The organism is Streptomyces sp. NBC_00390 (assembly GCF_036057275.1).
Classification (GTDB): domain Bacteria; phylum Actinomycetota; class Actinomycetes; order Streptomycetales; family Streptomycetaceae; genus Streptomyces.
Genome location: NZ_CP107945.1, coordinates 7114274 through 7127844, shown reverse-complemented (window position 1 = coordinate 7127844; position 13571 = coordinate 7114274). Strand labels below are relative to the sequence as shown.

7 protein-coding genes and 3 rRNA genes are annotated in these 13571 nt (G+C 64.0%); 2 read left to right on the top strand and 8 right to left on the bottom strand.

Translation table 11 applies throughout. The features are described from left to right. Positions 1 to 13: 13 nt before the first annotated feature. The 8 genes from OHS70_RS31590 to OHS70_RS31555 form a co-directional block, all read right to left on the bottom strand. Complete coding sequence (locus OHS70_RS31590; RefSeq protein WP_328403042.1) at positions 14 to 910, bottom strand: DUF881 domain-containing protein; 897 nt, start codon at positions 908 to 910, stop codon at positions 14 to 16. A gap of 5 nt (positions 911 to 915) precedes the next feature. Next, positions 916 to 1248, bottom strand: a complete 333-nt coding sequence (locus OHS70_RS31585) for a small basic family protein (protein ID WP_003970459.1) — start codon at positions 1246 to 1248, stop codon at positions 916 to 918. Then, positions 1245 to 2174: a DUF881 domain-containing protein gene (locus tag OHS70_RS31580; RefSeq protein WP_328403040.1), complete on the bottom strand. Its 930-nt coding sequence runs from the start codon at positions 2172 to 2174 to the stop codon at positions 1245 to 1247. Before OHS70_RS31580 ends, OHS70_RS31585 begins: the two co-directional genes overlap by 4 nt. Positions 2175 to 2272: 98 nt before the next feature. Continuing rightward, the gene (locus tag OHS70_RS31575) at positions 2273 to 4768 is read right to left on the bottom strand and encodes a mannose-1-phosphate guanyltransferase (protein ID WP_328403038.1); all 2496 of its coding nucleotides are present in this window, start codon (positions 4766 to 4768) and stop codon (positions 2273 to 2275) included. 114 nt (positions 4769 to 4882) lie between these two features. Then, positions 4883 to 5491 (bottom strand): CDP-alcohol phosphatidyltransferase family protein, encoded by a 609-nt coding sequence (locus tag OHS70_RS31570; protein WP_328403036.1) that lies wholly within the window; start codon positions 5489 to 5491, stop codon positions 4883 to 4885. Positions 5492 to 5638: 147 nt separating this feature from the next. Beyond that, positions 5639 to 5755: ribosomal RNA gene (gene rrf, locus OHS70_RS31565) — 5S ribosomal RNA — on the bottom strand. A 98-nt stretch (positions 5756 to 5853) separates the two neighbouring features. Further along, a 23S ribosomal RNA gene (locus tag OHS70_RS31560) occupies positions 5854 to 8977 on the bottom strand. A 312-nt stretch (positions 8978 to 9289) separates the two neighbouring features. Continuing rightward, a 16S ribosomal RNA gene (locus tag OHS70_RS31555) occupies positions 9290 to 10815 on the bottom strand. Together the 16S, 23S and 5S rRNA genes form the textbook arrangement of a ribosomal RNA operon. A gap of 543 nt (positions 10816 to 11358) precedes the next feature. Between OHS70_RS31555 and OHS70_RS31550 the strand changes: the two genes are divergently transcribed. Both OHS70_RS31550 and ptsP read left to right on the top strand, forming a co-directional pair. Beyond that, positions 11359 to 11811: a PTS sugar transporter subunit IIA gene (locus OHS70_RS31550; protein WP_328403034.1), complete on the top strand. Its 453-nt coding sequence runs from the start codon at positions 11359 to 11361 to the stop codon at positions 11809 to 11811. A 78-nt stretch (positions 11812 to 11889) separates the two neighbouring features. Then, positions 11890 to 13560, top strand: coding sequence for a phosphoenolpyruvate--protein phosphotransferase (gene ptsP, locus OHS70_RS31545; RefSeq protein ID WP_328403032.1), 1671 nt, complete (start codon positions 11890 to 11892; stop codon positions 13558 to 13560). Positions 13561 to 13571 lie beyond the last annotated feature (11 nt).

Below are 13571 nucleotides of genomic sequence, written 5' to 3'. Positions count from 1 at the left end.
ATGATCCCCCGTCTCACTGCGACGACGACCGAGCGTAGTCAGGCCGCTCCGCCGGTCGCAAGGCATCGACAACGATCTTGTCCGAACGGGTCACCGTGGCGGTGGCCTGCTCCTTCTCCAATGTCTGCACCACACCGCCCGGAATGTTCAGGGCGGGTTCCAGGTCCTGCGGCTTGCCGATGACCTTGAAGCGGTACGGGGCGGTGACCGGCTTCCGGTCCACCTGGATGTCGCCCGCCGTCCCGGAGAGGTAGGTGTCGGCCACCACCCTCACGTCGTTGACCTGTATCGCCTCGGCACCGGCGGCGCGCAGCTCCTGGATCGCGTCGAGCAGCTTGTCCGGCTCCACGATGCCGGTCGGGTCGTCGATGGTCAGCGTGATGCCCGGGCCCTCGGCCGCGACCGTGCCGGCCAGGATCCCGAGCTGCTGTTCCTTCTGGAGCGTCTGCTTCCGGGCCTCTTCCGCCTGGTCCGAGCTGTTCTCCAACTCGGTGCGCTGGTCCTCGAGACGCTGCTTCTCGTCCTCGAGCCTCTGGGTGCGGTTGTCGAGTTCGTCGAGGATGCGCACCAGGTCCTCCTGACGCGCACCGCGCAGGGCGCTGTCCTCGCTGTTCGACCGGACCTGAATGGCAAGTCCGAGACCGAGCACGAACAGCAGCAGGGCGACGACGAGTTGGGCCCGGGACGCCCGTGGCGGCCACAGCGACGCCAGCAGCCGCTGGCGTCCGGTCTGCGGCTCGGCGGAGGCGGCCGGCGGGGCGGGAGCCGACGGTTCGGTGTCCGGCTGCGGGGCCGGCGGAAGGTCCGCCGGGGTTGTCGGTGGGGTGGCCGTTGGGGCGGGCTGCGACTCCGGCCGCTGCGGCGGCTCCGCCCCCTGCTCCTCGTCCTTCGGGTTCTCTTCGTTGCTCATCCGCATCACGCCCTGAACACGTGCCGGCGGATGGCGGCGGCGTTGGAGAAGATCCGGATTCCGAGCACCACGACCACACCGGTGGACAGCTGGGCGCCGACTCCCAGCTTGTCGCCGAGGAACACGATCAGCGCGGCGACCACCACGTTCGACAGGAAGGAGACCACGAAGACCTTGTCGACGAAGATGCCGTCGAGCATGGCCCGCAGACCGCCGAACACGGCGTCGAGCGCCGCGACGACCGCGATCGGGAGATAGGGCTCGACCACCGCCGGCACTTCGGGCCGGACCAACAGTCCGACCACGACTCCCACGACGAGGCCCAGTACGGCGATCACGATGTGCCCTTCCCTGTGTCTGCCGTCTCCGGCCTGCCGCTCCGGGCGGCGTCGGCGGTCTTCGGCTCTGCTGTACGTACGATCAAGCTCGGGGCAGCGGGCAGGCGCACCGTTTCCTCGTCCGAAATGCTGGACCGGATCCCGAAGTTCTCCCGCAGCGCGTCGAGATAGTGCCCGTCGGCACTGTCCTGGAACGCGGTGCTCAGCTTCTTCCCGTCCCCCACCGCCAGCACCGTGTACGGCGGTACCAGCGGCCTGTTGTCGACCAGTATGGCGTCGCCCGCGGCGCGGATCGCCGACAGGGCCGTCAACCGCTGGCCGTTGATCGCGACGGCATCGGCGCCCGACTCCCACAGGCCGTTGACGACCCGCTGCAGATCGCGGTCCCGTACCCGTCCCGTGTCGGAGAAGCCGCTGCTCTCACGCGGTCCCCCACCGCCCTCGTCGGACTCCTCGGCGTCGTCGACGACGAGTTTGACTCCCGGCCCCGCGACCTCGGTCGCTCCGGCCAGCAGCGCGACGAGATCGCTCTGGTCCCCACCCTGCGTCTTGAGGGCTTTGCGCTGCTGCTCCTCCACCTCACGCCGCAACGCCTCGACGTTGCTCTCCAGCTCGTCCACGGCCTCGGTCTGCGCATCGACGCGGTCGATGAGCTCCTCACGTTCCTTGGCGAGCTCGGGAGCCGATATCCGCGCCTGCGCGGCACCGACGGTGACGATGACTGCCGCGATGACCAGACCGGCGGCAAGCCCCAGCTTGGCCCTGAGGGTACGGGGCAGTCCCCCGCCCTCGGCCTGCCTGCGCGCCGTCGCCTCCGCGTATCCGTCGTCGAGGCTGTGCTCCATGACGTTCGTCAGCAGCGACATGGAGGCATCGGGACGCGCGGGCGGGGAACCGGTGCTCCGAACGGGGGGCTGCTGCGACATGCCGCACATCGTCGCACGTCGTGGCCGCTACCGCCGAATGGCCCCACCGGTGTGCCGGAGGCCGTCCTCGGACGACCGCCGGCACACCGGCTCACACCTCAGTGACCTGCGCTGTCGACGACCGCGGCCCACTCGTCCAGCAGGGCCTGCGCCGATGTGTCGTCCGGCCCTTCTGCCCACAGATGGGTGACTGCCTCGGCGGGGTCCGGGAGCACCATGACCCAGCGCCCGTCGGCCTCCACCACGCGGACTCCGTCGGTCGTGTCGACGTGCCGGTCACCGGCCGCCTCGACGACGCGCCTCATCACCAGCCCCTTCACGGCCCACGGGGTCGGCAGATCACGCTTCAGCACATGCGCCCTCGGGATCCGGGCATCGATCTGGCTGAGCGTGAGCTGCGTCCGGGCCACCAGACCCACCAGCCGCACGAACGCGGCCGATCCGTCGAACACACTGCTGAACTCCGGGATGATGAAGCCGCCCCGGCCGTCGCCGCCGAAGATGGTGGTCTCCTCCCGGCCGACCCGGGTGAGGTCATCGGGCGATGTGGTCGTCCACTCCACCTGCGTGCCGTGATACGCCGCCACCTGCTCGGCGATCCTCGTGGTCGTCACCGGCAGGGCGACCCGACCGCTGCGCCGCTCGGCGGCCACCAGGTCCAGCAGCACCAGCAGCGCCCGGTCGTCCTCGACGATCCGGCCCCGCTCGTCGACGAGCGAGAACCGTTCACCGACGGGGTCGAAACGCACGCCGAACGCTGCCCGTGCGGAGGCGACGATCTCGCCCAGGCGTACCAGTCCCGACCTTCGGGTCTCGGCCGTCTCCGTGGGCCGGGCCTCGTCGAGACCCGGGTTGATCGTCAGGGCATCCACACCGAGGCGTCCGAGCAGGCTCGGCAGTACGAGCCCGGCGCTGCCGTTCGACGCGTCGATGACGACCTTCAGGCCGGACTCAGCGATCCCCGACGTGTCGACATTGCGCAGCAGGGACCCGGTGTACGAGTCGAAGACGCTGGACGGGAAGTGCAGATCCCCGATCTCACCGGGGAACGCCCGGCGGTACTCCTGGCGGGCGAACACCCGGTCCAGCTTCCGCTGGCCGCCCTGGGAGAGATCGGCGCCGCGTTCGTCGAAGAACATGATGTCGACGGAGTCGGGCACACCCGGCGACGTACGGATCATGATTCCGCCCGCGCTGCCGCGCGCGGTCTGCTGCCGTGCCACGGGCAGCGGCACGTTCTCCAGGTCGCGTACGTCGATGGCACTGGCCTGGAGCGCGGAGATGACCGCCCGTTTCAGGGCTCGCGCACCCCGCGAGTGGTCGCGCGCGGTGGTGACCGTCGCACCCTTCTTGAGGGTGGTGGCGTACGCGCCTGCCAGCCGCACCGCGAGCTCGGGCGTGATCTCCACGTTCAGGATCCCGGAGACACCGCGGGTACCGAACAGATGCGCCTGCCCCCTCGACTCCCAGATCACCGACGTGTTGACGAACGCACCGGCCTCGATGGTCTTGAACGGATAGACCCGTACGTTGCCCTGGACAATCGATTCTTCGCCCACCAGGCATTCGTCACCGATCACCGCACCGTCCTCGATGCGCGCGGCGCGCATGATGTCGGTGTTCTTACCGATGACACAGCCGCGGAGATTGCAGTGCTGGCCGATGTAGACGTTGTCGTGGATCACGGCGCGGTGCAGGAATGCCCCGCTCTTGACGACGACGTTGGAGCCGATGACGGTGTGCTCGCGGAGCTCCACGCCGGCTTCGATCTTGGCGTAGTCGCCGATGTACAGCGGGCCCCGCAGAACAGCCTCGGGGTGCACTTCGGCGCCCTCGGCGACCCAGACACCCGGCGAGATCTCGAACCCGTCGAGCTCCACCTGCACTTTGCCCTCGAGGACGTCGGCCTGAGCCTTCACATAGCTCTCATGGGTGCCCACATCTTCCCAGTAGCCCTCGGCAATGTAGCCGTAGATCGGCTTGCCTTCCTTCATGAGCTGGGGGAAGACATCCCCGGACCAGTCGACCGACACATCGGCTTCGACATAATCGAAGACTTCGGGCTCCATGACATAGATGCCCGTGTTGACGGTGTCCGAGAAGACCTGGCCCCAGGTCGGCTTCTCGAGGAAGCGCTCGACCTTTCCTTCTTCGTCGACGATCGTGATACCGAATTCCAGCGGATTCGGTACACGCGTCAGACAGACAGTGACCAGTGCCCCTTTCTCCTTGTGGAAGGCGATGAGGTCGGTGAGGTCGAAGTCGGTGAGGGCATCCCCGGAAATGACGAGGAACGCGTCGTCCTTCAGCGCTTCCTCGGCATTCTTCACACTTCCCGCGGTGCCGAGTGGCTTCTCCTCATTGGCATAGGTGAGCTCCATCCCGAGCTCTTCGCCGTCACCGAAGTAGTTCTTGACGAGCGAGGCGAGAAACTGCACGGTAACGACGGTCTCATTGAGCCCGTGCCGCTTGAGCAGCCGCAGCACATGCTCCATGATCGGCCGATTGGCCACCGGCAGGAGCGGCTTGGGCATGCTCGACGTCATGGGGCGAAGCCGGGTTCCTTCGCCACCGGCCATCACGACGGCCTTCATGTCGGAAGCGTCCTCCTTGAAGAGACGACGGTCTAGCCGACTTCACCCGCCCAAAATGAGGCCCTTTGGCGTCATGCGCGGCCGGCGACACTGCACGGCACCGCGCCGACGAGGTCAATCGGCCACTGCGTCCGCCTTGACGAGTCGGCGGACCTGGACCACATAGAGGATCCCTGCCCACCAATAGAGAGTTGTACCCCATCCGGCGAACGCCCATCCGAAAATCGCGGCGAGTGACGCAAGCCACCCCACTCCGTCACTCAGGAGCAGCAAGGGGAAGGCGTACATGAGGTTGAAGGTGGCCGCCTTGCCGAGGAAGTTCACCTGTGGCGGCGGATAGCCGTGCCGGCGAAGGATGCCCACCATCACCAGCAGCATCAGTTCTCGTGCCAAAAGGGCGAGCGTCAGCCAGAGCGGCAGAATCTCGCGCCACGTCAGTCCGACCAGGGTGGACAGGATGTACAAACGGTCGGCGGCCGGGTCGAGGATCCGGCCCAGGCTGCTGATCTGGTTCCAGCGCCGGGCGAGCTTGCCGTCGAGATAGTCGCTGACGCCGCTCAGCATGAGTACCAGCAGTGCCCAGCCGTCGCTCTTGGGCCCGCCGAACTCGGGGCGGAGAATCAGCCACAGGAAGAGCGGCACGCCGAGAAGACGCGCCATGCTGAGGATGTTGGGGATGGTGAGTACCCGGTCCGTCTGAACGCGGGTCTCCTGGACCTCCACCCGGGGGCCTCCTGTGTGGAACGTACCAACGATGCCCCATGACCTTACCGTCAGCCATCGGGGTCTCCTGCACAGGGGTATCAGGACTGCCCCTGAACGCAGAAAAGCCCCGCACCGTAACCCGGTGCGGGGCTTTTCACAAAGATTGTTCGGCGGCGTCCTACTCTCCCACAGGGTCCCCCCTGCAGTACCATCGGCGCTGAAAGGCTTAGCTTCCGGGTTCGGAATGTAACCGGGCGTTTCCCTAACGCTATGACCACCGAAACTCTATGAAGATGTCGAACTCCAGCCGACCGACACCCGCAAAACGGGGGTCTGGCGAGTTCGTTACTTCAGAACTGACACAGTGGACGCGAGCAACTGAGGACAAGCCCTCGGCCTATTAGTACCGGTCAACTCCACCCATTACTGGGCTTCCATATCCGGCCTATCAACCCAGTCGTCTACTGGGAGCCTTACCCTCTCAAGGAGGTGGGAGTCCTCATCTCGAAGCAGGCTTCCCGCTTAGATGCTTTCAGCGGTTATCCTTTCCGAACGTAGCCAACCAGCCATGCCCTTGGCAGGACAACTGGCACACCAGAGGTTCGTCCGTCCCGGTCCTCTCGTACTAGGGACAGCCCTTCTCAAGACTCCTACGCGCACAGCGGATAGGGACCGAACTGTCTCACGACGTTCTAAACCCAGCTCGCGTACCGCTTTAATGGGCGAACAGCCCAACCCTTGGGACCGACTCCAGCCCCAGGATGCGACGAGCCGACATCGAGGTGCCAAACCATCCCGTCGATATGGACTCTTGGGGAAGATCAGCCTGTTATCCCCGGGGTACCTTTTATCCGTTGAGCGACGGCGCTTCCACAAGCCACCGCCGGATCACTAGTCCCGACTTTCGTCCCTGCTCGACCCGTCGGTCTCACAGTCAAGCTCCCTTGTGCACTTACACTCAACACCTGATTGCCAACCAGGCTGAGGGAACCTTTGGGCGCCTCCGTTACCCTTTGGGAGGCAACCGCCCCAGTTAAACTACCCATCAGACACTGTCCCTGATCCGGATCACGGACCCAGGTTAGACATCCAGCACGACCAGAGTGGTATTTCAACGGCGACTCCACCTGAACTGGCGTCCAGGCTTCAAAGTCTCCCACCTATCCTACACAAGCCGAACCGAACACCAATATCAAACTGTAGTAAAGGTCCCGGGGTCTTTCCGTCCTGCTGCGCGAAACGAGCATCTTTACTCGTAGTGCAATTTCACCGGGCCTATGGTTGAGACAGTCGAGAAGTCGTTACGCCATTCGTGCAGGTCGGAACTTACCCGACAAGGAATTTCGCTACCTTAGGATGGTTATAGTTACCACCGCCGTTTACTGGCGCTTAAGTTCTCAGCTTCGCCCTGTCGAAACAGAGCTAACCGGTCCCCTTAACGTTCCAGCACCGGGCAGGCGTCAGTCCGTATACATCGCCTTACGGCTTCGCACGGACCTGTGTTTTTAGTAAACAGTCGCTTCTCGCTGGTCTCTGCGGCCACCCCCAGCTCAGAGTGCAAGACTCATCACCGGTGATGGCCCCCCTTCTCCCGAAGTTACGGGGGCATTTTGCCGAGTTCCTTAACCATAGTTCACCCGAACGCCTCGGTATTCTCTACCTGACCACCTGAGTCGGTTTAGGGTACGGGCCGCCATGAAACTCGCTAGAGGCTTTTCTCGACAGCATAGGATCATCCACTTCACCACAATCGGCTCGGCATCAGGTCTCACCCTGCATGAGAGACGGATTTGCCTATCTCTCGGGCTACACCCTTACCCCGGGACAACCACCGCCCGGGCTGGACTACCTTCCTGCGTCACCCCATCGCTTACCTACTACAGATCTGGGCCGGCGGCTCCACCACTCCCCCTCACTCCGAAGAGATCAGGGGCGGCTTCACGGCCTTAGCATCGTCTGATTCGATATTGGGCGTTTCAAAGCGGGTACCGGAATATCAACCGGTTGTCCATCGACTACGCCTGTCGGCCTCGCCTTAGGTCCCGACTTACCCTGGGCAGATCAGCTTGACCCAGGAACCCTTAGTCAATCGGCGCACACGTTTCTCACGTGTGTATCGCTACTCATGCCTGCATTCTCACTCGTGAACCGTCCACAACTCGCTTCCGCGGCTGCTTCACCCGGCACACGACGCTCCCCTACCCATCACAGTCCCCGTTGGGGGTACATACTGCAATGACACGACTTCGGCGGTACGCTTGAGCCCCGCTACATTGTCGGCGCGGAATCACTTGACCAGTGAGCTATTACGCACTCTTTCAAGGGTGGCTGCTTCTAAGCCAACCTCCTGGTTGTCTCTGCGACTCCACATCCTTTCCCACTTAGCGTACGCTTAGGGGCCTTAGTCGATGCTCTGGGCTGTTTCCCTCTCGACCATGGAGCTTATCCCCCACAGTCTCACTGCCGCGCTCTCACTTACCGGCATTCGGAGTTTGGCTAAGGTCAGTAACCCGGTAGGGCCCATCGCCTATCCAGTGCTCTACCTCCGGCAAGAAACACACGACGCTGCACCTAAATGCATTTCGGGGAGAACCAGCTATCACGGAGTTTGATTGGCCTTTCACCCCTAACCACAGGTCATCCCCCAGGTTTTCAACCCTGGTGGGTTCGGTCCTCCACGAAGTCTTACCTCCGCTTCAACCTGCCCATGGCTAGATCACTCCGCTTCGGGTCTTGAGCGCGCTACTGAATCGCCCTGTTCGGACTCGCTTTCGCTACGGCTTCCCCACACGGGTTAACCTCGCAACACACCGCAAACTCGCAGGCTCATTCTTCAAAAGGCACGCAGTCACGACATACAAGCAAGCTTGCATGCGACGCTCCCACGGCTTGTAGGCACACGGTTTCAGGTACTATTTCACTCCGCTCCCGCGGTACTTTTCACCATTCCCTCACGGTACTATCCGCTATCGGTCACCAGGGAATATTTAGGCTTAGCGGGTGGTCCCGCCAGATTCACACGGGATTTCTCGGGCCCCGTGCTACTTGGGTGTCTCTCAAACGAGCCGCATGAATTTCAGCTACGGGGGTCTTACCCTCTACGCCGGACCTTTCGCATGTCCTTCGCCTATCCATACGGTTTCTGACTCGTCTCACGGCCGGCAGACCGTAAAAGAGAGATCCCACAACCCCCACGACGCAACCCCTGCCGGGTCTCACACGTCGTAGGTTTGGCCTCATCCGGTTTCGCTCGCCACTACTCCCGGAATCACGGTTGTTTTCTCTTCCTGAGGGTACTGAGATGTTTCACTTCCCCTCGTTCCCTCCACACTGCCTATGTGTTCAGCAGCGGGTGACAGCCCATGACGACTGCCGGGTTTCCCCATTCGGAAACCCCCGGATCAAAGCCTGGTTGACGGCTCCCCGGGGACTATCGTGGCCTCCCACGTCCTTCATCGGTTCCTGGTGCCAAGGCATCCACCGTGCGCCCTTAAAAACTTGGCCACAGATGCTCGCGTCCACTGTGCAGTTCTCAAGCAACGACCAGCCACCCGCCACCCCGCCCACAAAGGACGAGTTCACCGGGGCCGGCATCGCGAAGATAGGGACCGCAGTCCGTACCCTCAGATACCCAACAGCGCGCCAGGCGCCCTCGCCGCTCCCCTGCCGTTCCACGCTCCGAAGAGCAGTACTAGGAAGAAAAGACGGTCAAGTGCGCCGAATAATCAACGTTCCACCCATGAGCAACCAGCATCGGACGTTCGCCGATGTCCTGGCCTCTGACCGACCCGAGGGCCGGTAAGAAGTGCTCCTTAGAAAGGAGGTGATCCAGCCGCACCTTCCGGTACGGCTACCTTGTTACGACTTCGTCCCAATCGCCAGTCCCACCTTCGACAGCTCCCTCCCACAAGGGGTTGGGCCACCGGCTTCGGGTGTTACCGACTTTCGTGACGTGACGGGCGGTGTGTACAAGGCCCGGGAACGTATTCACCGCAGCAATGCTGATCTGCGATTACTAGCAACTCCGACTTCATGGGGTCGAGTTGCAGACCCCAATCCGAACTGAGACCGGCTTTTTGAGATTCGCTCCGCCTCGCGGCATCGCAGCTCATTGTACCGGCCATTGTAGCACGTGTGCAGCCCAAGACATAAGGGGCATGATGACTTGACGTCGTCCCCACCTTCCTCCGAGTTGACCCCGGCGGTCTCCTGTGAGTCCCCATCACCCCGAAGGGCATGCTGGCAACACAGAACAAGGGTTGCGCTCGTTGCGGGACTTAACCCAACATCTCACGACACGAGCTGACGACAGCCATGCACCACCTGTATACCGACCACAAGGGGGGCACTATCTCTAATGCTTTCCGGTATATGTCAAGCCTTGGTAAGGTTCTTCGCGTTGCGTCGAATTAAGCCACATGCTCCGCTGCTTGTGCGGGCCCCCGTCAATTCCTTTGAGTTTTAGCCTTGCGGCCGTACTCCCCAGGCGGGGAACTTAATGCGTTAGCTGCGGCACCGACGACGTGGAATGTCGCCAACACCTAGTTCCCAACGTTTACGGCGTGGACTACCAGGGTATCTAATCCTGTTCGCTCCCCACGCTTTCGCTCCTCAGCGTCAGTAATGGCCCAGAGATCCGCCTTCGCCACCGGTGTTCCTCCTGATATCTGCGCATTTCACCGCTACACCAGGAATTCCGATCTCCCCTACCACACTCTAGCCTGCCCGTATCGAATGCAGACCCGGGGTTAAGCCCCGGGCTTTCACATCCGACGTGACAAGCCGCCTACGAGCTCTTTACGCCCAATAATTCCGGACAACGCTTGCGCCCTACGTATTACCGCGGCTGCTGGCACGTAGTTAGCCGGCGCTTCTTCTGCAGGTACCGTCACTTTCGCTTCTTCCCTGCTGAAAGAGGTTTACAACCCGAAGGCCGTCATCCCTCACGCGGCGTCGCTGCATCAGGCTTTCGCCCATTGTGCAATATTCCCCACTGCTGCCTCCCGTAGGAGTCTGGGCCGTGTCTCAGTCCCAGTGTGGCCGGTCGCCCTCTCAGGCCGGCTACCCGTCGTCGCCTTGGTGGGCCATCACCCCACCAACAAGCTGATAGGCCGCGGGCTCATCCTTCACCGCCGGAGCTTTCAACCGCAGACCATGCGGCCCGCAGTGTTATCCGGTATTAGACCCCGTTTCCAGGGCTTGTCCCAGAGTGAAGGGCAGATTGCCCACGTGTTACTCACCCGTTCGCCACTAATCCACCCCGAAGGGCTTCATCGTTCGACTTGCATGTGTTAAGCACGCCGCCAGCGTTCGTCCTGAGCCAGGATCAAACTCTCCATGAATGTTTACCCGTAATCGGGTCGACACCACGAGAGCGGTGCGACAGGGAGGAATAGTCCCCGTCGCACACAGCGTCCTCGCTGTGTTTCTACAAAGGAACCCTGCCATCCGAAGATGGACGGGGTATCAACATATCTGGCGTTGATTTTTGGCACGCTGTTGAGTTCTCAAGGAACGGACGCTTCCTTTGGGCTCTTTTCAAGGAGTCCTCCGGGCGCTTCCCTTCGGTGTTTCCAAACTCTATCAGGCTTTTTCGGCCCCTCTGACCACCACCCTGCAGACATGCAGTGGTGTAGACCAGTTAGGATCCGGGCTTGACAGGTGCTGCCGCCGACCTTCGACTCAGTGTCGCGTTGGGGTCAGGCAGGAGTACGACGGTACAGCTCACCGGGAGTCGTGGCAAATCGTTTCCGGTGCACCCCTAGGTCCGCCAACTGGTATCTGTCAGGCGGAACTAGGACTTCATATGACATACCCTGCTGAACAGTGCGCCGACTGCGACTAGCAGTGACGGCGCAGTTCCAAACTCCGCCCCTGGAGGGTCCATGACCACCACAGTGACGTCCCCTCTCTCCGGACGCACCATCGGGCTTGCCGCAGTGCCCGACCCCGTGTTCTCCGGTGCGATGGTCGGTCCCGGCACTGCCATTGATCCCGTTCGTGAGGCTTCGGAGGCCGTCTCCCCCGTCGACGGCATCGTCGTGTCCCTGCACCCGCACGCCTTCGTGGTCGTCGACGGGGAGGGACATGGGGTGCTGACACACCTCGGTATCGACACTGTGCAGCTCAACGGTCAGGGCTTCGAGCTGCTCGTCAACAAGGGCGACACCGTCTCGCGTGGGCAGGCCGTCGTGCGCTGGAACCCGGCGGCCGTCGAAGAGGCGGGCAAGTCCGCCATCTGCCCGGTCGTAGCCCTCGAGGCCACGACGGACCTGCTCGGCGAGGTCCGTGAGGACGGCGACGTGAAGTCCGGTGACGTGCTCTTCACCTGGCAGTGACGCCGACGCTGCTATGACGGCGCGCCCTATATCCACCGCGGCGGCCGGGGGGTCGTCGCCCAATCCAAGACGGGTGACATGGAGACAACGCTGAGAGGCGTCGGCGTGAGCCACGGGGTGGCGATCGGCGAAGTACGGCACATGGGGACGGCGGTACTCGAGCCGCCGGCCAAGCAGATCCCCGCGCAGGATGCGGGGCGCGAACAGGGGCGTGCCCGCCAGGCCGTGGGGGCTGTGTCCGCCGACCTGATTGCTCGGGGCAATCTGGCAGGCGGCGAGGCCCAGGCCGTGCTGGAGGCGCAGGCCATGATGGCGCAGGACCCGGAGCTGATGGCCGATGTGGACCGCCGTATTGCCGTGGGCAGTACCGCGGAGCGTGCCGTGTACGACGCGTTCGCCGCGTACCGGGCGCTGCTGGCGGGGGCCGGTGAGTACCTCGCGGGGCGGGTCGCGGACCTGGATGACGTACGCAACCGGATCGTGGCGCGGCTGCTCGGTGTGCCGATGCCTGGAGTGCCGGACAGCGACGAGCCGTATGTACTGATCGCGCGGGACCTCGCGCCGGCCGACACCGCGCTGCTGGACCCGACGCTTGTGCTCGGGTTCGTCACCGAGGAGGGCGGGCCGACCAGCCACAGCGCGATTCTGGCGCGGGCGCTCGGCGTGCCCGCCGTGGTGGCGTTGCCTGGTGCAGGGGAGATCGGCGAAGGCACGATGATCGCGGTCGACGGCAGCACGGGAGAGATCTTCGTGGAGCCGAGCGAGGAGAAGAAGGCGCAGCTCGCTGCGGCGGCGGCCGAGCGGAAGGCCGCTCTGGCGGCTTCCAGCGGGCCGGGCGCCACATCCGACGGGCACAAGGTGCCGCTGCTCGCGAATGTCGGTGGTCCCGCCGATGTCCCGGCGGCGGTCGAGGCTGGTGCCGAGGGGGTGGGGCTGTTCCGTACCGAGTTCCTGTTCCTGGACGACAGCAAGCAGGCTCCGTCCGAGGAGAAGCAGGTCGAGGCCTACCGCCAGGTGCTCGAGGCGTTCCCCGAGGGCCGGGTCGTGGTGCGGGTGCTGGACGCCGGTGCCGACAAGCCGCTGGACTTCCTGACGCCTGCCGATGAGCCGAACCCTGCGCTGGGCGTGCGGGGGCTGCGCAGTCTGCTCGACCACCCGGAGGTCCTGCGGACGCAGCTGACCGCGCTGTCGAAGGCGGCTCACGGTCTGCCCGTGTATCTCGAGGTGATGGCGCCGATGGTCGCCGACCGGACGGACGCCAAGGCGTTCGCGGACGCGTGCCGCGAGGCGGGGCTGCAGGCGAAGTTCGGTGCCATGGTGGAGATTCCGTCCGCCGCGCTGCGGGCGCGCTCGATCCTGCAGGAGGTCGAGTTCCTGTCGCTGGGGACCAATGACCTCGCGCAGTACACCTTCGCCGCCGACCGTCAGGTGGGTGCCGTGTCGCGGTTGCAGGACCCGTGGCAGCCCGCGCTGCTCGACCTGGTGGCGCTGTCGGCCGAGGCCGCGAAGGCCGAGGGCAAGAGCTGCGGTGTGTGTGGCGAGGCTGCCTCCGATCCGCTGCTCGCGTGTGTGCTCACCGGTCTGGGCGTGACATCTCTGTCGATGGGCGCGGCGTCCCTTCCTTATGTACGGGCGACGCTGGCGAAGTACACCCTCGCGCAGTGCGAACGTGCGGCCGCCGCGGCGCGTGCCGCGGACAGCGCCGAAGAGGCGCGGCTGGCCGCACAGGCGGTGCTGTCCGGCGAGTGACCGGGGCGCGG